Origin of the sequence: Streptomyces sp. NBC_01775 (assembly GCF_035917675.1) — a bacterium.
GTDB lineage: Bacteria > Actinomycetota > Actinomycetes > Streptomycetales > Streptomycetaceae > Streptomyces.
The window spans coordinates 7,119,054-7,136,696 of sequence record NZ_CP109104.1 but is presented as its reverse complement, the minus strand read 5'-3'; the positions used below and the strand labels follow the sequence as shown (position 1 = coordinate 7,136,696).

Below are 17,643 nucleotides of genomic sequence, written 5' to 3'. Positions count from 1 at the left end.
CGGGCGGACAGGTTGCTCTTGGTCGACAACCCATCTACCCGGAGCTCCACCCCTTCCCGCACGCGGGCCCTGTCAACTCGGCTTGAACACAGCATGGTTGGCGAAGCCTCACGCACCGCTTCTCCCACACGGGTACCGATGGCAGACCCAGTTGTGCGCGAGCACGGTCGGTGAGTTCCTGCACCAGCGCTGTCTTGGCTCGCGCATACTCACCCGGTCCTGTACCGGCGACGACCGTCCGCTTGAGCTGCGCGTATCGGGTCGCGTCCTCGGGATGGGCGCGCAGGTAGTCCCGGAAGATCCGCTGGTTCCGGGCAGGCCAACTCTCCAGGGTCACCACGTGCAGGATATGACTGCGGACCCCGGCATCTGCTCGGACGTACAGCAGCCGGTCAGTCATCCCGTTGTCGTGCGGGCGGAAGCCGAGGTCGGCGAGCGCCGCCTGGTGGGGTGCGGCGTGTGTGAGGTCGTGGACGGCGGCCATCAGGTCGATGACGGGCTTGGCCGCCAGCCCCGGGACAGCGGTCGAGCCGATGTGCTCGATCTCCACGAACAGCCCAGGTATCGCCGCCTGGAGAGCATCGATGGCGGTAGCAGCCTGCCTGGGCCAGCTCGGGTCATAGTCTGCTACGTGGATGCCGCTGGGCTCTGACACGGCCGTCATCCTGGTCAACGCACGCTGCGATGTCCACCCGTGCAGTCACCGCCGAAGGTTGCGCTGCATTGCGGGTCGGCCGTGGAGTCTTGTGCGACAAGTCGTGCCGACGGCAGCGAACTTTGTTGGAGCGCGAGAGCAATCTGGCGTTCGCGCATATGACGACAGGCGTTGTCGACACCGCGCAGAGGAAGCGAGCCGTCGCAGCAATTGGCGCTCATTGTGAGGGCGTTGTCGGTGTGTTCGAGGTGGAGCGTGTAGCTGGGTGTGTGCTGCTTCGGCCACCGCCCACCGTCATCAACCAGATCGAGGCATAGCCGGGCACGAGGAACACCGCGAACGCGATCGCCACCAGTGTTCGTTGAACCTTCGAACCCCGCGCCGATCCGCTCCCGCTCGACGCCCAGCGCGTACGCGGTCGCCGTACACCTCGTACCCGAAGCGGAGCGGGTGGCGGCGCGCTGGGGCGGGTCCCACGAGAGGACAGGCAACTCAGCGCAGGCCGAGGCAGGGTAGCCAGGTGCCACTGCCGCCGGTGGCCGTCAGCACGGCGGCCAGCGCGCCTCCCACCCCGGTGAGCAGCCCGGCCCGCTCCCGTCCCAGCGCGCGCAGCTCGTCCTCGGCGGCCAGCAGATGGTGCAGCATCCTGGAGCGCAGGGCGGTGGCGGCGGGCAGCGCGGCATGCCGGTGGAAGGCGTCCGCGACGGCCAGCACCCGAGCAGCGCCGTGACACAGTCCGAGCCGGTCGCCCGGGTGTTCGCCGAAGAGGTGGAAGCCCTCGTGGTAGCCGTCGGCCAACGACGTGAAGGCCTCGGCGGCCCACACTCCCGTCTCCCCGTCGCCCAGCACCTCGGCCGCGTCCCACAGCGCCCAGGCGACCCCGGGCGTGCCGTAGCACCACGCCTGCCGCGCGTTCGCGCCGGACAGCCGCGCGCCGCCGCCGGGCCCGGCACCGCTCCAGGTGCGGATGTCCCGCGCGTCCTGGTAGGACTCGCGCGTCAGCCAGCGGCAGGTGTTGGCCAGCGCGCCGGCCAGTTCGGGGCGCGGGCCCAGCCGCCGCACGGCGTCGCGTGGGGACTCTCGGTGCGCGGGGTCGTGGTGCTCGCGTTCCTGACGCCGACGCTCCTCGCGCTCGCGCTCCTGGTGCTCCCGCCGTGCGCGGTCGGCCCACCCCTCCAGCGCCTCGACGGCGACCCGTACCGCCATGGCCCGCGCCCGCGCCTGCGCCGCGGCGTCCGAACGGGCCGGCTGCGACATGGCGTTTCTCCCCGTGACGTCGGCTGCGCCGGTGCGGTGCGGCTTTCGGCTCAGCTGATGCGGTGCGGCGATGTGCGGAGGCCCGCCCCGATGTGGGGCCGGGGCGGACCTGTGAGGCACGGTGACGGTCAGCAGATCACCGCGGTGTTGCAGACCAGGACCGTGCACAGGTTGCTGCAAATGCCGCTGTTCATGGGGGCTTCCGGCAGGTCGCTCTCCGTGATCCTGGCGTCGAGGTCGTCGATGAGGGTGTCGAGGCTGAGTTCGGTCGCTTCGAGCGTGGCGGGCATGGTGCTCTCCTTTTCCCGTGTCAGTGCGGTTGTGGTGTCCGCCCCGGCGCACCGCCGTCTGGCGGCCGTGGGCCGGGGAGCTCGGGCACGCCGCGCCAGGCGGCGTGAGCCAGGGCCGCCAGCTCCGAGGCTGTGCGGTCGTGCGGGAGGCGAAGCAGCAACTCCCCTGCCACACCGTCGAATTCGGCGTGCCGTGTGCCGGGCCCGGCGCCCGTGCCGGGGCCACGGCGCCGGTCGCGAAGTGTCGTCGCACCCGGTCCCGACAGGGCCTCCTCGAAGATCAGGTCCTCGCCCGGAGTCGCCCGGCACAGCCGCTCCAGCGCCTGGAGCACGGGCAGCGCGGCGAGATCCGCGGGGAAGGGCTTGGCGGCGGGCTCCGGCCGTACGTAACCGAAGCGCGGCAGCCGGGCCGAACGGCGCAGCCTGGCGAGCGCCGCGACCTTGGCCGCCTCCGGCTCGCCCGGCCGCCACAGCGCGGCCCGGGGGACGCGCCACTGCGCGGGGCTGACGACCAGCACTCCGCCGACCGTCAGCCGGGGCACACGCGGCGCCTCGGGGAACGCGGCGGCGAGACCGTCCAGTTGTACCGCGTACGAGGTGGCTGGGTGCCCCGCGGCGGTCAGCAGCCGCAGGAGCCCGTCGTAGGGGGGTGCCGGGGTGCGGGTGGCGTGGTGCACAGGAAGAACCCGCACCCCGTCGGCCTCCGCGATCAACGCGTCGCCCTCACTGCGCAAGGTGAGACGGTCGAGCGGGAGGTATCGTCCGGCCGCAGGAAGACCGGAACGCGGGCCGGGGCGAGGGCTGATGCCGGGGCCGGGGCCGACGGTGCTGGCCCCTGCCGGGGCGGGGGCCGGAGCGCCGGAACAGGGCGCGGTGTCGCCGTAGTAGAGCGCGGTGTTGGGGTCGCCGGTGCACCAGGAGGTGAGCGCCGGACGGCGTACGGCGTTGGCGGCGGACTCGGCAAGCGGCGGCAGCAGCACTTCGACGAAGCGGACGCCGGCGGCCCGTTCGAAGGCCGCCAGGAAGTCGCGGTGGACGGCGGCGTTGGCGTACATGGGGACACCGGACATCGCGGGAGGCTCCGGGCCCGTGGGCCGCGCCGTGTTCGGGGCCGTCCCGTGCAGCGCGGCCAGGGCGTCGGCGAAGCGCGCGTCCACCGTCCCGGCGGGCGAGACGGTCTCCAGCACGGCGAGGAGACCGGCGTCCGCGTACGGGCCGGTGCCCGCGTACAGGCCGGTTCCCGCGTACGGGCCGCCACTCGCGTGCGGCTCGGCGCCCCCGTTCAAGCCCGCGCCCGCGCCCGCACCCGCGTGCGGCCCGGCCTGCGGGAGGGGCCGCAGCAGACAGTCCGTCGGCCAGGCTTCCCGTACGCCAGGGACCTCCGGCGCGCCCAGCGCGTCCAGCAACGTGGCGTCCAGGTCGACCTGTTCCTCGTCCAGCCGCGCGCCGATGTGGGCCAGCAGGCGGGCATACCCGGAGTCGGATGTACGCGCGGGCTCCCACCCGCTGTAACGGGCCCGCCCGCGCGGGCCGGGCGCCGGAGCGCCGTCCCCGGGGAGATGTTCAGCCATGATCTGTACGACGGAACGGGGTTCCGGGCCGATCGACGCGGCCTCCTCCCACTCCCGCCACCGGGCGGACGCAGGTCTGTCCCGCGTCCTCAGCCCCGCGACCCGCCGGGCGAGCCCCACCCCTTCGGCGACCCGCGCCACGGCTCCCCCGTCCAGGACGGCCCCCGGCTCCAACCGCCGGTACGAGTCCAGAAACCATCCCCGGGGCTCCCGTCGACCCCCGGTGACCAGAGGCGAAGACGGAGGAAGGGGTGAGGGTGAGGGTGAGGGCGGAACCGAGAGCAGGGACCGAGACCGGGACCGGGGAGCGGGCCGGGGCTGGGAATCAGGCTGAGGGTGGGGAACGGAGAGGGGATGGGAGGACAGTTGCCGGAAGGACGCCGACCCGGAGCTCCCCCCGGCAACTGTCCAGTCGAGCTGCCGGGCCTCGGGTCCCGCGCAGATCTGGAGGGCGCCCATGCGGTGCAGGTGGGCGAGGAAGGCGCGCAGTACGGTCCGCTCGGCGGAGGCGGCGAGCGACTCCTCCAGCCCGCCCAGGGAACACGGACCGGAGCGCAGCAGGGTGAGGACCGCCTCCAGCGGTGGAGTACGGCGCAGGGCGAGCCGACGCAACCGAGCGCCCTTGACAGCCGGGTCCACGACCCAGCAGTGGACGTGCCCTGTGCCGGGCTCACCCAAGAGGTGGTGCAACGGCGCGGGCGCGACCAGCGTCCCGGTACCGGCCGCGCGCAGATCCACGTTCCGCAGCTCCGCCCACAGCAGATGGACGTTCTCCGTCAGGCGCCCCGCGACCTCCCCCAACACCGGGCCACCACGAAGAAGCACCGCGCTCTCCCGGGGTCCCCCGCTTCCCTCGATTCCGGGTCCGGGCTCGGGTCCGGGTCCCCCAGGTCCGGGCCCGAATTCAAGTCCAGGCCCAGGCCCAGGTCCGGATTCGCTACGGACGGGCACGACGGCGAGCTGCCCGATCCAGTCGCGCGGGGTCGTCTTCGCGGCGGCCCGGCCCAGCGCCCGCCACAGATAACCGGTCCCCTTGCGCTGCCGCTTGCCCCCCCACGGCTCCCCCGCCGCCGCACGCCGAGCCAGGTCAGCCACGACGCGGGGCGAGGCCCGCGCCACGAAGTCCCGCAGCACGGGGTCCGAGCGGAACAGCGTCACCAGCAGCGTCCCGACCCGCTCGCGCTCGGCGGCGATGTCGCGCTCGAAGCGCTCGCGCGCCTCGCTCAACGAGGCGGCGGCGCGGCATAGTTCGTCAAGCTCGCGCGCCATCGCGGGCGCCAGCGGCGCGACCCCCTCCCGCACCACGCGCCGCGCGCCCGCTCCCTCGGGCACGCCACCCGCGTGCAGCGTACGGCGCAGCGCGAGCACGGCCCGCCGGTCCTCGACGGCCAGCCGTTCATCGGGCACGACCTCCTCGCCGAGCCGCACCCCCAACTCCCGTGCCCACCCCGCGAGCTCCCCCTCCTCGTCACCGAGCTCCAGAGCCCGCTCAAACACGCTCTCGTTCCCCACAGCCCCCCAAACCCCCACCCCGACCCCACCAGCTCGAACCAACCCCAAAGCCCCAACCGTCCCCCTTCCCCCACCGCTGCCCGCCCCACGGCCACTCCCGAGGGCAACCTCGCAGGAGACGTGCGATACGACTGGACCAAAGTCAGACGGAGCGCTCCCACACGCACACGAGGCACCCGGACCGGACGAGGTCGAGGCACCCGAACCGGGCGAGGTCAACGCGCCAGAGCCAGGCGAGGTCGAAGCGCCAGAGCCGGCCACGGTCGACGCGCCAGAGCCAGGTACCAACGAGGCACCCGAGCCGGACACCGACGGCTCGCCCGAGCCGAGCACAGGCGACCCGCCCGAGGCAGGCGCGGAGGACGCACCCCGACCAGGCAGGGTCCGCCCCGACAGGGACCCCGTCCGCACCCCGAGGCGGGCCTCAACTCCGTGCGACGGCATACCGGCACCCCTCGTCGGCGAGCGCGTCCGTCAGCAGGCTCTGCCGGGCCAGGGAGACCAGTCCGCGGTTCCAGTGGAAGACGGTGAAGTACGCGGCGGCCACGCGGGGGCCGACGGTGGCCTCGCCCGCCTCGAAGTAACCGGTGCGCCAGCTGTCCGCCGCCAGCAGCGCCGCCTCTGCGTGACGGGCGAGGGCCGCCCTCCGCTCGGACGGAAAGCCCTTCAGCGCGTCCTCCCGCGTCGTACGCCAGTGCGCGACGATGCCCTGGGCCGCGCGCTGCCGCGTGGCCCGGTCCGCGGTGCCGACGGCGGCGGGGCGGACACCGCGGCCCGCCTGGGCGCGAACGGCCTCCCACACCCCTCGGTGCTCCCACCCGACGATGCCGAGGCCGGTGAAGACCTCCCGCAGCATGAGCATCGAATGCCGCCAGCCCGTCAACTGGCCTTCCCTCCCTGGATGGTGAAGGTGGTGGTCCAGCCAGGCGAGCGAGTCGAGGGTGAACAGATCGTGCACGTACGTCATGGAAGCGTGCCCACCGAACAGATAGTGCTCGGGCTCATAGACGACGCACACCGGCGCCTCGCTCAGCCCTTCACAGCGCGCGAACCGGCGCACCAGCCCGGAACGCAACGGCTCCACCTCGCCCGCCGGAGCCTCGAAGCGCACGCGGATTCCGGGCTCTTTGTGCATGAAGAAGAAATTCCGCGCACGTTCCGCGCCAAGGAATTCGCGTGCCGTCGCGGAGAGTTCGCCGTAGAGGAAATGGCGGGCCCCGGCACCCGACTCCAGCCGTAGGTTGAGCTGCACCCACGCCGCGGACCGCCCGGTGTCCCGCACCGCGGCGAGGCCCCCGGCGAGAAAGAGCCGACCGCGTGCACGGGCGTCACGAAGCCGCTCCGCGAGAAGATCGTCGGACTTCGTCAATTCCCGCCCCCTTCATGGAAATTGCATCACAAAGAGGGACTTCCCAGTATTAGGTTGAATGAAGAACGAATGCGGGTTCTTCATATAATGGACGGGTGTGCGCCGGTGCACGGCGAGGGTCACCCGACTCCGACTCAGCCGACCACGTGATACCCGAAACCCCCAGCCCGCCCCCGCCCTCTGAAAACAAGGGCCGCAAAAACAGAGATCCGAAACATGGACCACGAAAATGGACCCTAGACTCCAGCCGCAGTTCGTGATCTCGATGGTGAGGGCGCCGAGGAGACAGGTGGCCAGTGCGATCATCTGGACGAGATCGACCACGCCATCGGGGGGCGTTGTCCGCCTACTCGAGTTCACCGAGACGCACGTAGGGCATCCTCGATCTCGCTGAGCTTCGCGGAGGACAGGACGGCTGCCCGCTCGATCAGGTCGTCCCGGGACATGGTGGTCAGCCACGTGCAGGGGGTGAAGCCAGGACGCGGGAGTGCGAACCGCAGTACGCCTTCAAAGGGCAGTCCTTCCATGGCGCCTACTTGCACTTCGACGCCCAGACCGCTGATGTCGACGCCCGCCGGCGCGACGACCTGCATCGCCCGGATCCCGGCCGCGTCGTCTGCCGACAGCAGTACGACCAGCCGCCGCTCGTCGAACTCGACCCACCAGACTTCGCCACGCTGCACATGTCCTCCTGACACAGGACGGCAGACGAACGCTGCACGACCCTGACGCGCTGTGGAGACGGGTGCGGCCACCGTTGACCATCGGTGTGTGAAGACAAACGATCATGCGGTGGCCGCAGGTCACAGCTTAGACCCTGCCCGCTGGCAGGAGGCGTTCGAGGGCCGGATGAGCCGGATCGCAGGCCGGTTCACGCGAGTCGAACCCCGGCGCAGGGCCGGACGGTTGGTGCTCGGGTTGCTGTCGGACCTGCCGCGTATGAACTGCTGGTCCATCGCCGAGTGGTCCGGGGAGGCCACCCCGGACGGCATGCAACACCTGCTCGGGCGGGCCAAGTGGGACGCCGACCAGGTCCGCGACGACGTACGCGGCTACGTGGTGGAGCACCTGCACGACGACCAGGCGGTTCTGGTGGTCGACGAGACCGGCGACGTGAAGAAGGGCACCGGCACGGTCGGCGTCCAGCGCCAGTACACCGGCACCGCGGGCAGGATCGAGAACGCCCGAGGGCCATCGACTACACCTGCTGGCTGCGGCCTGTCTCGAACACGCCACGGAGTTGGAGCCAGAGGTCCGAAGCGCAGTACAGCAGCGAGCTGCGGCACTGGTCCCTCCCCGGTCGGGGGAGCAGGCGCGCGCCCTGTCCGGCGTCGGGCCGTTCATTCTGGAGCTGTTGCCCGGCCCCGAGGGCTCTCGGCCGATGAGGCGTTTCTTACCGTCGTCTGCGCGATCCGTATTGCGACGGACGCCGCAATTCCCGTACTTGCCCAGTACCGCGGCCTCCTCGACACGCGTGTCCAGACCGAGCTCGTTCATGCCTGGAGCCGATTCGACACCACTCGCTACGCAGAGGAGGTCATTGCCCACCTGAACGACGACGCCCTGTACTTTCCCGTATCCAACGCCGAGGAACCACACGCCCTGATGCGGCTGGATGTCAGCTCGCTGGCCAAGTCGAATTCGCTGCGGGCTGCAAGTCCCGTCCGAGGTAACCCTCACCGGCGCCGAGCTGTTGCCGTCTCACGTGAGAATCGTGTCGGACGACTAAGTTCCTAATCTTCCCCCACGACTCCGGAGCCTGTGATAGGGCGCGAGCTGCGGGCCGAGATGGTCGATGATCCGGTCGGCCGCCGACTTCGAGACGCCGAAAACGGCGCGAGCTGGCGCATCATCAAGGTCGTGCGCCAGTACGCCGCCACCAGCAGGATGCGGTCCTCCAGCGGAAGCTCCAGGGTCAGCCGCGATCCCCGTCGGTCGTGGCCTCACGGCGTACCGCGGCCACCAGCTTGCCGAGGCAGCGCGGGCTCAGCCCGGTGAATGGGGCTGTCCAGGACGGCTCCGACGCCGTGATCACACCAGCCACATCAAGATCATCTCATCCGTGACCAGCTGTTACGGGATAACCTTTAGAGCTTGAGTTTTAACCTCATCAGGCCGGTTTGCCGACCCCGTCTCCGTGGTGTGCACGGCCGGTTCTGCCCGGCTCAGGCAGGTGACGAGAGGTTCTGAAACGGCATGGGGCCGTCGGGCTGTCCTGCAGGTGTTCCGTAATCTCTTCCTCCGGGCCCGAGGTGTGTGCGGCTCCGGACGGGTTCCGCTGGAGCGAGGAGCCGAGCGAGGTTCACAACTCAGGTTGAAGCTTCCCGAGCAGCTCCGCGACAAGGTCGCGGACGTACGCCTCATCCGTACCGGGGATCGAGAAGACCACCCGGAAGTAAAGCGGGGCAACGATCCGATCCAGAACCCGCTCCAGGGGCGGGGGCGCGTCGCCGCGCTCCCGCGCCGTGTCGAGGACAGGTCGGAAGCGCTCGCTGACCCTGCGCAGACACTCACGCAGTCCGTCGTGCCGCTCGTCGACGTCAGGCGCGACCTCGGCGCGGAAGAACGCGATGCCACCGGGCAGGGAGAGCTCCGCCAGCGTCCAGGCCGCCTGGTTCTCCAGGTCGGTGCGCAGGTCGCCGACGAGCGGGGGCGCGCCGGCGTCGCCGCGGTGCTTGGCGACGTCGGCCAGAAGCGCGGCGACCGTGCCCCAACGCCGGTAGAGACTGCTGGAGTTTACCCCTGCGCGCTGGGCAACGGCGGGGAGGGTCACCTGGTCGGCGCCGCGCTCGGCCACCAGCGCGACCGCGGCACTGTGTACGGCGGTGCGGACGCGGGTGCTGCGACCTCCGGGCCGTTTCGTCGATGCTTCAGCGTTCACCCCTCCACTCTAAGGCAAAGAGTTGCGCTTTAGTGTGCCGCGTGCCTACAGTCGCGCTAAAGCGGAGATCGCCGCTTTAGCGATGTGAAGGGTATGCCATGTCCACCAACCAAGCCCCCCTCGATCTCGGTCGCAGCTTCCACCAGGCCCTCATCTCGGCCGACTGGGACGGCATCCGAGCCCTGCTGCACGACGACGCCACCTGGACCCTGCCTGGCGACAACACCATCTCCGGCACGGCCGACGGCGCCGACGCGGTGGTGGCGCGCGCTCAGAAGATCGCCTCGTACGGCCTCAACTTCGAGCTGCTGCACCTTCTGGTCAGCAGGGAGAACATGGCGCTCTCCCTGCACAACACCGCACGCCGGGAGGGCGCCGTGCTGGACGAACACCTGGCCACTGTCTGCCAGCTCCGCGACGGAAAGATCGCGAGCATCGAGACCTATCTCTCCGACGTGCCCGGGATGAACGCCTTCTTCGTCTGACGACTCCAAGCTTGGGTTCTGTTCGACCGGCTCCTCGCTCCAGCGCGACCATGCCTCGACTCTCTCGTCACCTGCCTGAGCCGGGCGGGATCGGCAGGTGATACTGCGGAGACGGGGCGAGCAAGTCGTCTGAGGTTAAAACTCAAGTTAGAGGCCGTGTTTTGAAAGATCGCCGTCCTTCGTGATGATCTTCGCGTGGGGCGGGGAAATCTGAGGGAATCCCGCGAGCCGCGATGAGTCCTGCGACGTCCGGCGGTCGTACTGTCGAACCCGTTACCGAGGAGGGCCTCAGATGCGCAACGTGGCCTATTCGATGAGCGTCTCACTTGACGGCTACATCGTCGGGCCGGACGGCGGCTTCGACTGGACGGCGCCCGACGAGGAGGTCTTTCGCTTCTGGATCGACGAGATTCGAGAGGTCGGCGTCCACCTGTTGGGACGACGGCTGTACGAGACGATGCTGTACTGGGAGACCGCCGACCAGGATCCATCGCTCGACGACTCAATGCTCGAGTGGGCCGCGCTCTGGAAGCCGCTCCCAAAGGTGGTGTTCTCCACCACGCTGTCGGCGGTGCAGGGCAATGCCCGCCTGGCCTCCGGCGGCCTGGCGGAGGAGATCGAGCGGTTGCGAGCCGAGCCGGGGGAGGGCGACATCGCGATCGGCGGCGCGACTCTCGCCGCCGAGGCCGCAGCGCTGGGTCTGATCGACGAGTACCGGGCCATGGTCTACCCGGTGCTGGTTGGCGGTGGCATTCCGTTCTTTCCCCAGCGCGAGCGCCGGGTGGATCTCGAACTCGTCGAGACTCGCACCTTCAACTCGAGAGTCGTCTACCTCCGCCACCGCGTGGCGCGCCAGGCCTTGCTTTAGAAGTTGCTGATGTGCTGGGTGGGCTGTTTGGGGAGGTCGCAGGCGGATGAGGACGGTGACCTCGAAGCGGGCTGCCAGTTTGTCGAACCGGGTGGCCACCGCGCGGTGTTGCGCTTCAACCGGTTGATGACGCACTCGACTGCGTGCCGGGCTTGTAGCCCGCAAGGTCGCAGGCCGGAGGCCGGAGGCCGTCCGCCGACCGTTCCTCGGCGTCTGTGGTGGCCGACCTGATCGGCCGGCTCCGGGATCGTGCAGCGGATCCCGGGACCGGGCAGCGGATCCCGCGCCTACGCAGAGTTGATCTCCCAGGTGATCAGCCCGGCCACGTCCGCCCGGTTTGCAGCCCGTCAGCACCACAACCCATGTCCCGTCCCACTGCCAGCGGCGGAACAGCCCGTAGACCGTCTGCCATGGTCCGTACTCGGCGGGCCGATCCCTCCGCGGGGCACCACTCCGCGCTCGCCGCCGGATCCCGTCGATCAACCGCCTCCGGCACACCGACGGCCGGCCCAGAAGCGGTCTCCCGCCAAGGCGCGGCCTACGACGGGGATAGGTCTGCCGGGACTCCCGAGCAGGGTGGCTGGTCTGCCGCAGAGCTGGTCTGCTGCGGGGGGCTGGTCGCCGGGAGGCTACCGCAGGGCGAGGGCGCTGAGCCCCGGCGCCGCCAGGGTCACCGCCTTCTTACGCGCCGTCTCCGCGACGGCGGCCTCACCCAACTCGTCCGCCAGCCGGGCCTGACCGAGCCAGTTGTAGGGGCTGCTGGGTCGCAGGTGCAGCCGTTCACTGAGCAGCATGCGGGCCAGCGCGAACCGCTTGGCGCGCAGCGACGCCTCAACCAGGGTGCGCTGTACGACATCCCGCTGGGCGTGGCTGCCGCCGAACGACTGAAGCCGGTGACGCAGCGGCAACAGCAGGTCAACGGCACGCCCGTACCGCCCCTGCGCGAACGCGATCAGCGCCCGGCACACCGGCAACCCGATCTCCCCGGTCATGGTGTGGTTGGTGACACCCGACCAGGGCCGGGCCGCCCACTCGGTGCGCTCGGCGACCAGTGCCTCAGCCTCGCGCAGCCGCCCCGCGCCGAGGTAGGCCATAACGGCGTGGGTGTCGTTGAAGGCGTAGTGCGGACCGTCGCCGCGCGCGGCCCACGCGTCGGCCAGCGGACCCCACCGCGTCCCGATGGCCTCGTGCGCCCCATCGAGATGCAACCGCCACAACAGCGCCGCCGCGTCCAGCAGTTCGAGGGCCAGCCCATCGGAGCCGGCGTGATGGAGGCTCGCGTCATAGATCTCCAGCGCACGGGCAGGGTCCCCGGCCTCCAGCGCGTAGAGGGCGTAGTGCCACCAGTTGTGCACCGCCATCATGTTGCCCGCGCCCCAGTCCTCGGTGCGGGCGTCGAGATAGCCGATCCCTTCGGCGAACCGCCCTTGCATCTCCAACGCGTGCACGACGGCGTGGACGCCCCACACGTCCCCGGCGTTCCGGGCGACGGCGGACAGCGCCACCTGCTCGGCCCGCGCGTACTGCCCCGACTCCTCCAGCCCGAACCCGAACATGCCCAGCAGCGGCCCGTAGTGCGGGTCCTCCTCGTCCCACACGGACAGGGCACCGGCGATGCGGTCGCGCAGCGAGCCCGCGTTCCCGGTGAAGAAGTCGATCTGGTGTCCGACAGCGAGCGCGAGGGTATCTCGCGGCCAGGAGACCGACAGCTCCCGCAGCAGCGCCCCGGCACGCTCGATGTCCCCCGCGAGCCACACCGATGCCACCTGGAGATGGGCCCGCTCGCGCGCGGTGAACGCGCTCTGCTCGGCTCCGGCCCGAAATCGCGCGAACTCCTCCCGCGCCACGGCCACCTGCGAAGCCTCCGTGCCCAACAGCCCCAGATAGGCCGCAAACGCATGCCCCATCGGGCCGCACGGTGCCACTTCGCGCAACGCACGTACGGATTCGGCAACATCACCCCGGAAGAACAGCAGCGAATCGACGGCCCCCTCATAGAGCCGGACCGCCTCGCTCTCCCCGCCTCCACAACTCATCTCCAACCCATGCCGATCCCGCCCCCCAGCCCCGACACCCGAAGCCGCCGCCGAGCCTGGCACCGGCGCCTGCGATGGGGCCGGGAGCGGGGATACGGACGGGCAGGCAGACGGGGGTGGGGTCGGGGGTGGGAGCAGAAGTGGAGTCGGGGACGGGGACGGGGACGGCAATGACGATGGGGACGGGGGCGACGCCGGAGCAGAGGTCGTGCCCGCACCCGCACCCGGGACCATGTCCGCACCCGGACTCGTCCCGCTCGGGCCCGAACGAGGGGCCACCCCCTCGGCCCGGCTATCCGGGGCTGGCCGCTCGGGGTGTTCAGTGCCCCGCGCGCCCGCGCCCTCCTCGCCCGCGCCCGCCGCGTCCTGTGAGCCCGCTGCGATCACTGCCGCTCCTCCCGCCGCCGCCATCACCCTGGGTGGCCTTCCCGCGCCGCTGCCCACCCATGTGCTGCACGGGCTCATGCTGCCCGGCCGAGTGACGGACGGGCCAGTGATCGGGCCGGGTGAGCCTGGCGGGCAACACAGTGGTGGAGTCACCGCGCGCAGCGGACAGTTGCGGCTGCGTCAGGAAAAGGCAGCCGGTGAGGTCGGCACCGCGCAGATCTGTATCCCGCAGATCCGCGCCCAGCAGGTCAGCCGTTCGCAGATCCGCGCCCCTGAGATCGGCGGCGATCAGCAGCGCGCCGCGCAGAGAGGCCCCACGCAGCCGGGCGCCCTTCATCCGGCTGCCCATCAGGTCGGCCCGCCGCAGATCCCGCCCCTTGAACGGTGCCCGCACCCGCTCACTGACCGCCTCCAGCACCACCCCGGCCCGCGCACGCAGCGCGTCCACATCGGTGGCACGCAGCGCGTCCGCGCTCCCGTCGACCAGCGCGTCGATCTCCTCCCGCAGCGCCCCGGCCTCCTCGGCGGCCTCCCCGTACGGTGCCGCCAGGTCGTCCCGGTGGTGCGGGCGGCGGCGCGGGGCGTGGTCGTGGTCGTCAGCCTGCCCGTGCCGCCCCTGCTCGGAAGCCTCGGTGAGGAGCCAGAGGAGCTCATGCAGCTGGCGCGTCACCCGGAAGACCGCGAACATCTCCGGGCCCGGTGCGAGGTCGGCACGCTGGGTGAGCCGTTGACCCGCGCCGTAGCAGTCGAAGACGGTGCACCCCTGGAATCCGCTCTCCCGCAGCCGGGAGTGGATCCCGCAACGGTGGTCCGCGGTCAGGTTCGCGCAGGGCCGGTCCGCAGGCTTGTTCACGGCGAAGTCCACTGAGGCGGTGAAGGGCAACGCCACGCAGCACAGCCCCGTACACCGCTCGCAGTCCGCCTTCAGACGCTCCATACTCTCGCTCACCCATTCAACCTACCCCGCCCCGAAAACGCCCCATCCGAACAGGAGCCGGGCCCGAGCCGGATCATCACGCGCTAGCCGACGCGGGCCGAGCGTCTCCTCCCGGCCGGCCCCCTCAGCAGGGTGTGGGCGGGAAGAACACTCGCGGCCAGGCCCAGCACCAGGCACCCACCCACGGCGCCGACCACCCAGGGCCAGGCCACCGTGGCCTCAACTGGTACGCCCAGGTTCTCGCGCAACCCCTGAACCATCCCCAGCAAGGCAGGTATGACCACCACCATCCCCAGCACCGCACCCAGCACCACCGCACAGACCGTCTCCCCGGCCACGGCCCTCAGCACCTGCCGGGAGGTGGCCCCTGACAGCCGGAGGATCCGCAGATCACCGGCCCGGTCAGCCGTGGCTGTCAGCAGCGTGGAGGCCACAGCTATCGCGGTGTATCCGGCCGTCATGGCGACCAGCATCAGTGTGAAGATCCACACCAGCCGGTCTTCCTCCGCTTCTGCCGAGGCGGCGTAGGTCTCCACCCGGACCTCGTGTGCCCCCAGCCCGCCCACCGGGCGCACCGGTGTGTCCCCGGTGGTGCGGTAGGCCACGTCCGCGAGCGCCGAGGGGTCGTGGGTGCGGACCAGTGCGCGCGGGAGAACCAGTTGGTAGGGCACTGCCTCGTCGCTCAACACCGCCGCCACGCGCAGCCGCTCCCTGCGGCCGTCCTCGAAGGTGAGCACCGCTCTGTGCCCCTGGCTCCACCCGTGCGCGGCGGCGACGGCCTTGGTCACCACGACGGTGCCGGCGTGCGGCGCCGGGTGGCCGTAGAGCCGCTGGAAACCGGAGGAGACACCTGCCGCGGTGAGCGGAGACCGCCGGCTGCCGCCGTAGACCGTGGTGGACAGCAGCGCGTTCTCCTGAAGCCCCGACCCGGCGGTCGCCGCGTCGGTAAGCCCCGGGGTGCCCTGCGGTGCGAGTGCGGCGCTCGCGTGGACGGAAGCCGCCTGCCGGTCGGTGTCCGCGGTTTCCGTCGTCTGTACCGTGCTGGTGATCAGCACGGCGAAGGTGACGGTGGCCAGCACCGGCGCGATGGTGGCGGAGGTGCGGCGGACAGCGGTGCGCATGTTCTCCCGCACCAGCAGTGCCGTCGCCCCTTTGCGGCTGCCCAGTGGGCGGGCGAGCGCCCCGACGACGGGGCGCACCAGCGCCGGAATGAGCAGGGTGAGCCCGGTGGTCAGGCCCATCGCTGTGCCCAGACCGAGCAGCACCATCGTGTCGCTGCCCGAGAAAGCCGTGCCCACGGCGCAGCCCACCCCGGCCGTGATCGCTGCCAGCCCGGAGATCCACCGTCTGCGGGTCATGGGCCGCTCGTCAACAGCGGCCTCCCGCATCGCTTCCAGAGGCGCCACTCGCGCCGCACGCCGCGACGCCGACCACGCTCCGGCCAGCGCGACGGCGGCACCCAGCAGGAGCGCCACGCACGGCACCCACCATCGGGCCTGCACGGCGAAGCCGTCCGGCTGGAGGCCCGCGTCCACCAGTACCCGAGCGGCCGAGGGCGCGAGCGCCAGTCCGGCGAGCGCACCAACCGCAGCGCCGAGCGCGCCCACCGTCAGCGCCTCCGCGCAGACCATCCGGCGCAGTTGTTTCGGAGTTGCTCCGATGGTGCGCAGCAGCCCGAACTCCCTGCGGCGCTGCGCCACTGTGAACGCGAAGGCCGAGGAGACGATGAAGACGGTCACGAAGGCGGACAGCGCGGCCATGGCGGTGAGGACCTGGGCGCCGATCCAGCGGGTCATCTCATCCTGCCGGGGCGCCAGTTTGTCGCGGTCCTCGCCGATGAGTACCTCTCCCCCACCTCCTGCGGCGCTCACGGCCCGCTCGGCAGCGGATGCGACGGCCGGGGCTGAGGCGCCCTGCTCCAGGGTGAGGCCGATGACGCGTATCCCGCCGGTCAGGTCAGTGGCGCAGGCATCGGTGACGTAATAGCCGGGCCCCTTCAGCGTGCCCGATACGGTGAAGCGCTGGGGGCCGCCGGCGGTGAGCACGGTGATGCGGTCGCCAGGGCCGTGACCGAGGGCACGGTCCAGGACGATGTCGTCGCGCGCCGAGGGTTCCTGGCCCTCGTGCAGTCCGTAGGAGGCGAGCGCGGCCGAGGACCATCCGTGGCCCTGCCGTTCGCCCGCGCCCTGCTTGATGCCTGGCAGTTGGGCATAGAAGGACCGGTCGGCGACGGCTGAGCGTACGCCGGGCAGCCCGGCCAGCTTCTGCCGCAGTTCCTTGGCGCGTGTGGGTGCCCAGGGCGGGTTCTCCGCGAACTGCGCCCCTGCCTGCTCCCCCGCCGGAGCGCGCACCAACACGGGTGCGCCTGCGAGGCGTTCGGGCACGCCAGTGCCACCGGACAGCAGGATCAGCGCGCTCATCGTCACAACGGCGACGCCCAGCGCGACAGCCACGAACGAGCCCAGGAAGGAGGCCCACCGCTCACGCACGGTCGCCAGACTGATCACGCTCGCACCGTCCCTCGGCCACCAGAACGCAAGGAGGCAGAGGTGGCTTCGGGCACCGGGGCGGCCCTGTCCTGAGCCGCCCCCTCCAGAGCGGCCATTTTCGCAGCGATGGCCTCCGCTCCCTCGCTGCCGCTCAGCTCGCTCACGGGTCTGCCGTCGGCGAGCAGCACCACACGATCCGCGTAGGCGGCGGCTGCCGGGTCGTGGGTGACCATCACCACCGTCTGGCTGTGCACATCGACGAGTTCACGCAGCAGCCGCAGCACGCCGCGCGAGGTGTGGGTGTCCAGCGCGCCGGTGGGCTCATCGGCGAAGAGCACGGCTGGACGCGTGATCACGGCACGGGCCAGCGCTACCCTCTGCTGCTGACCGCCGGACAGCTCGCTGAGCCGGTGCCCGGCGCGCTCGCCCAGACCGAAGCGTTCCAGAGCCGCGATCACCTCGCCGGACTCGGCACGGCGGCCGGCGAGCCGCAGTGGCAGCTCCACGTTCTGGGCAGCCGTCAAAGCGGAAACGAGGTTGAAGGCCTGGAAGACGAACCCGACCCGCTCGCGGCGCAGCAAGGTCAGTGCGTTCTCATCCAGACGCCCCAACTCCGTCCCGGCGACGAGTACTTCGCCTCGCGTGGGCCGTTCTATCCCTGCCGCGCAGTGCAGCAGCGTGGATTTGCCGGAGCCGGAGGGGCCCATGACGGCGGTCATCGTGCCGTGCGCGAAGTTGAGAGTGACGTTGTCGAGCGCGGTGACGGCACGTTCGCCCTCGCCGTACCGCGTGGTGACGCCGCGCAGCTCGACGGGCGGTACGAGGGCCTGGTCGGGAGCTCGCTCGGCGGCCTGCCCTGTGGTCTGTTCGGTCATGACTCCAGCAGACGACGCGAGACCCTCTCGG

Annotated in this window: 13 protein-coding genes and 3 pseudogenes; 3 read left to right on the top strand and 13 right to left on the bottom strand. The window is 71.0% G+C overall.

Features of this window, described 5'->3' with window-relative positions; genetic code table 11:
• Positions 1-34: 34 nt before the first annotated feature.
• The 6 genes from OHB04_RS31710 to OHB04_RS31685 form a co-directional block, all read right to left on the bottom strand.
• On the bottom strand, positions 35-664 hold the full coding sequence (locus OHB04_RS31710; RefSeq protein ID WP_326808799.1) for a GrpB family protein: 630 nt from the start codon (positions 662-664) through the stop codon (positions 35-37).
• 483 nt (positions 665-1,147) lie between these two features.
• Positions 1,148-1,912 (bottom strand): lanthionine synthetase LanC family protein, encoded by a 765-nt coding sequence (locus OHB04_RS31705; RefSeq protein WP_326808798.1) that lies wholly within the window; start codon positions 1,910-1,912, stop codon positions 1,148-1,150.
• A gap of 128 nt (positions 1,913-2,040) precedes the next feature.
• Positions 2,041-2,202 carry a hypothetical protein gene (locus OHB04_RS31700; RefSeq protein ID WP_326691064.1) on the bottom strand — a complete coding sequence of 54 codons (162 nt, stop codon included), beginning with the start codon at positions 2,200-2,202 and terminating at the stop codon, positions 2,041-2,043.
• A gap of 20 nt (positions 2,203-2,222) precedes the next feature.
• Positions 2,223-5,270 (bottom strand): lantibiotic dehydratase, encoded by a 3,048-nt coding sequence (locus OHB04_RS31695; RefSeq protein WP_326808797.1) that lies wholly within the window; start codon positions 5,268-5,270, stop codon positions 2,223-2,225.
• Positions 5,271-5,709: 439 nt separating this feature from the next.
• Positions 5,710-6,654, bottom strand: a complete 945-nt coding sequence (locus tag OHB04_RS31690) for a thiopeptide-type bacteriocin biosynthesis protein (protein ID WP_326808796.1) — start codon at positions 6,652-6,654, stop codon at positions 5,710-5,712.
• A gap of 356 nt (positions 6,655-7,010) precedes the next feature.
• The gene (locus OHB04_RS31685; RefSeq protein ID WP_326808795.1) at positions 7,011-7,337 is read right to left on the bottom strand and encodes a type II toxin-antitoxin system PemK/MazF family toxin; all 327 of its coding nucleotides are present in this window, start codon (positions 7,335-7,337) and stop codon (positions 7,011-7,013) included.
• Between the two features lie 166 nt (positions 7,338-7,503).
• On the opposite strand from OHB04_RS31685, the pseudogene OHB04_RS31680 reads away from it, so the two are divergent.
• Positions 7,504-7,842 (top strand): annotated as a pseudogene (locus tag OHB04_RS31680) (transposase); the annotation flags it as partial.
• A 564-nt stretch (positions 7,843-8,406) separates the two neighbouring features.
• On the opposite strand, the pseudogene OHB04_RS31675 reads toward OHB04_RS31680, so the two are convergent.
• Both OHB04_RS31675 and OHB04_RS31670 read right to left on the bottom strand, forming a co-directional pair.
• A pseudogene (locus tag OHB04_RS31675) lies at positions 8,407-8,698 on the bottom strand (helix-turn-helix domain-containing protein); the annotation flags it as partial.
• A 258-nt stretch (positions 8,699-8,956) separates the two neighbouring features.
• Complete coding sequence (locus OHB04_RS31670) at positions 8,957-9,535, bottom strand: TetR/AcrR family transcriptional regulator (protein WP_326808794.1); 579 nt, start codon at positions 9,533-9,535, stop codon at positions 8,957-8,959.
• 98 nt (positions 9,536-9,633) lie between these two features.
• Here OHB04_RS31670 and OHB04_RS31665 point away from each other — a divergent pair, with 98 nt between their 5' ends.
• Together OHB04_RS31665 and OHB04_RS31660 are read left to right on the top strand one after the other, a co-directional pair.
• The gene (locus tag OHB04_RS31665) at positions 9,634-10,020 is read left to right on the top strand and encodes a nuclear transport factor 2 family protein (protein ID WP_326808793.1); all 387 of its coding nucleotides are present in this window, start codon (positions 9,634-9,636) and stop codon (positions 10,018-10,020) included.
• 292 nt (positions 10,021-10,312) lie between these two features.
• Positions 10,313-10,888, top strand: a complete 576-nt coding sequence (locus OHB04_RS31660; protein ID WP_326808792.1) for a dihydrofolate reductase family protein — start codon at positions 10,313-10,315, stop codon at positions 10,886-10,888.
• 417 nt (positions 10,889-11,305) lie between these two features.
• Here OHB04_RS31660 and OHB04_RS41985 read toward each other — a convergent pair.
• The 5 genes and pseudogenes from OHB04_RS41985 to OHB04_RS31635 all read right to left on the bottom strand — a co-directional run.
• Positions 11,306-11,386: pseudogene (locus tag OHB04_RS41985) on the bottom strand (hypothetical protein); the annotation flags it as partial.
• Between the two features lie 131 nt (positions 11,387-11,517).
• On the bottom strand, positions 11,518-12,795 hold the full coding sequence (locus OHB04_RS31650; RefSeq protein ID WP_326691056.1) for a tetratricopeptide repeat protein: 1,278 nt from the start codon (positions 12,793-12,795) through the stop codon (positions 11,518-11,520).
• Positions 12,796-13,243: 448 nt separating this feature from the next.
• Entirely contained in the window at positions 13,244-14,260 is a 1,017-nt protein-coding gene (locus OHB04_RS31645; RefSeq protein WP_326691055.1) for a pentapeptide repeat-containing protein, read from the bottom strand.
• Positions 14,261-14,331: 71 nt separating this feature from the next.
• Positions 14,332-16,755 carry an ABC transporter permease gene (locus OHB04_RS31640; protein WP_326808791.1) on the bottom strand — a complete coding sequence of 808 codons (2,424 nt, stop codon included), beginning with the start codon at positions 16,753-16,755 and terminating at the stop codon, positions 14,332-14,334.
• Positions 16,752-17,612 (bottom strand): ABC transporter ATP-binding protein, encoded by an 861-nt coding sequence (locus OHB04_RS31635; RefSeq protein ID WP_326808790.1) that lies wholly within the window; start codon positions 17,610-17,612, stop codon positions 16,752-16,754. Before OHB04_RS31635 ends, OHB04_RS31640 begins: the two co-directional genes overlap by 4 nt.
• Positions 17,613-17,643 lie beyond the last annotated feature (31 nt).

What these genes read in the sequence shown, in the direction of transcription:
- OHB04_RS31710 (WP_326808799.1), bottom strand. Translation starts at nt 664, where the DNA reads ATGACGGCCGTGTCAGAGCCCAGCGGCATCCACGTAGCAGACTATGAC.
- OHB04_RS31705 (WP_326808798.1), bottom strand. Translation starts at nt 1,912, where the DNA reads ATGTCGCAGCCGGCCCGTTCGGACGCCGCGGCGCAGGCGCGGGCGCGG.
- OHB04_RS31700 (WP_326691064.1), bottom strand. Translation starts at nt 2,202, where the DNA reads ATGCCCGCCACGCTCGAAGCGACCGAACTCAGCCTCGACACCCTCATC.
- OHB04_RS31665 (WP_326808793.1), top strand. Translation starts at nt 9,634, where the DNA reads ATGTCCACCAACCAAGCCCCCCTCGATCTCGGTCGCAGCTTCCACCAG.
- OHB04_RS31660 (WP_326808792.1), top strand. Translation starts at nt 10,313, where the DNA reads ATGCGCAACGTGGCCTATTCGATGAGCGTCTCACTTGACGGCTACATC.
- OHB04_RS31650 (WP_326691056.1), bottom strand. Translation starts at nt 12,795, where the DNA reads ATGGGGCATGCGTTTGCGGCCTATCTGGGGCTGTTGGGCACGGAGGCT.
- OHB04_RS31635 (WP_326808790.1), bottom strand. Translation starts at nt 17,612, where the DNA reads ATGACCGAACAGACCACAGGGCAGGCCGCCGAGCGAGCTCCCGACCAG.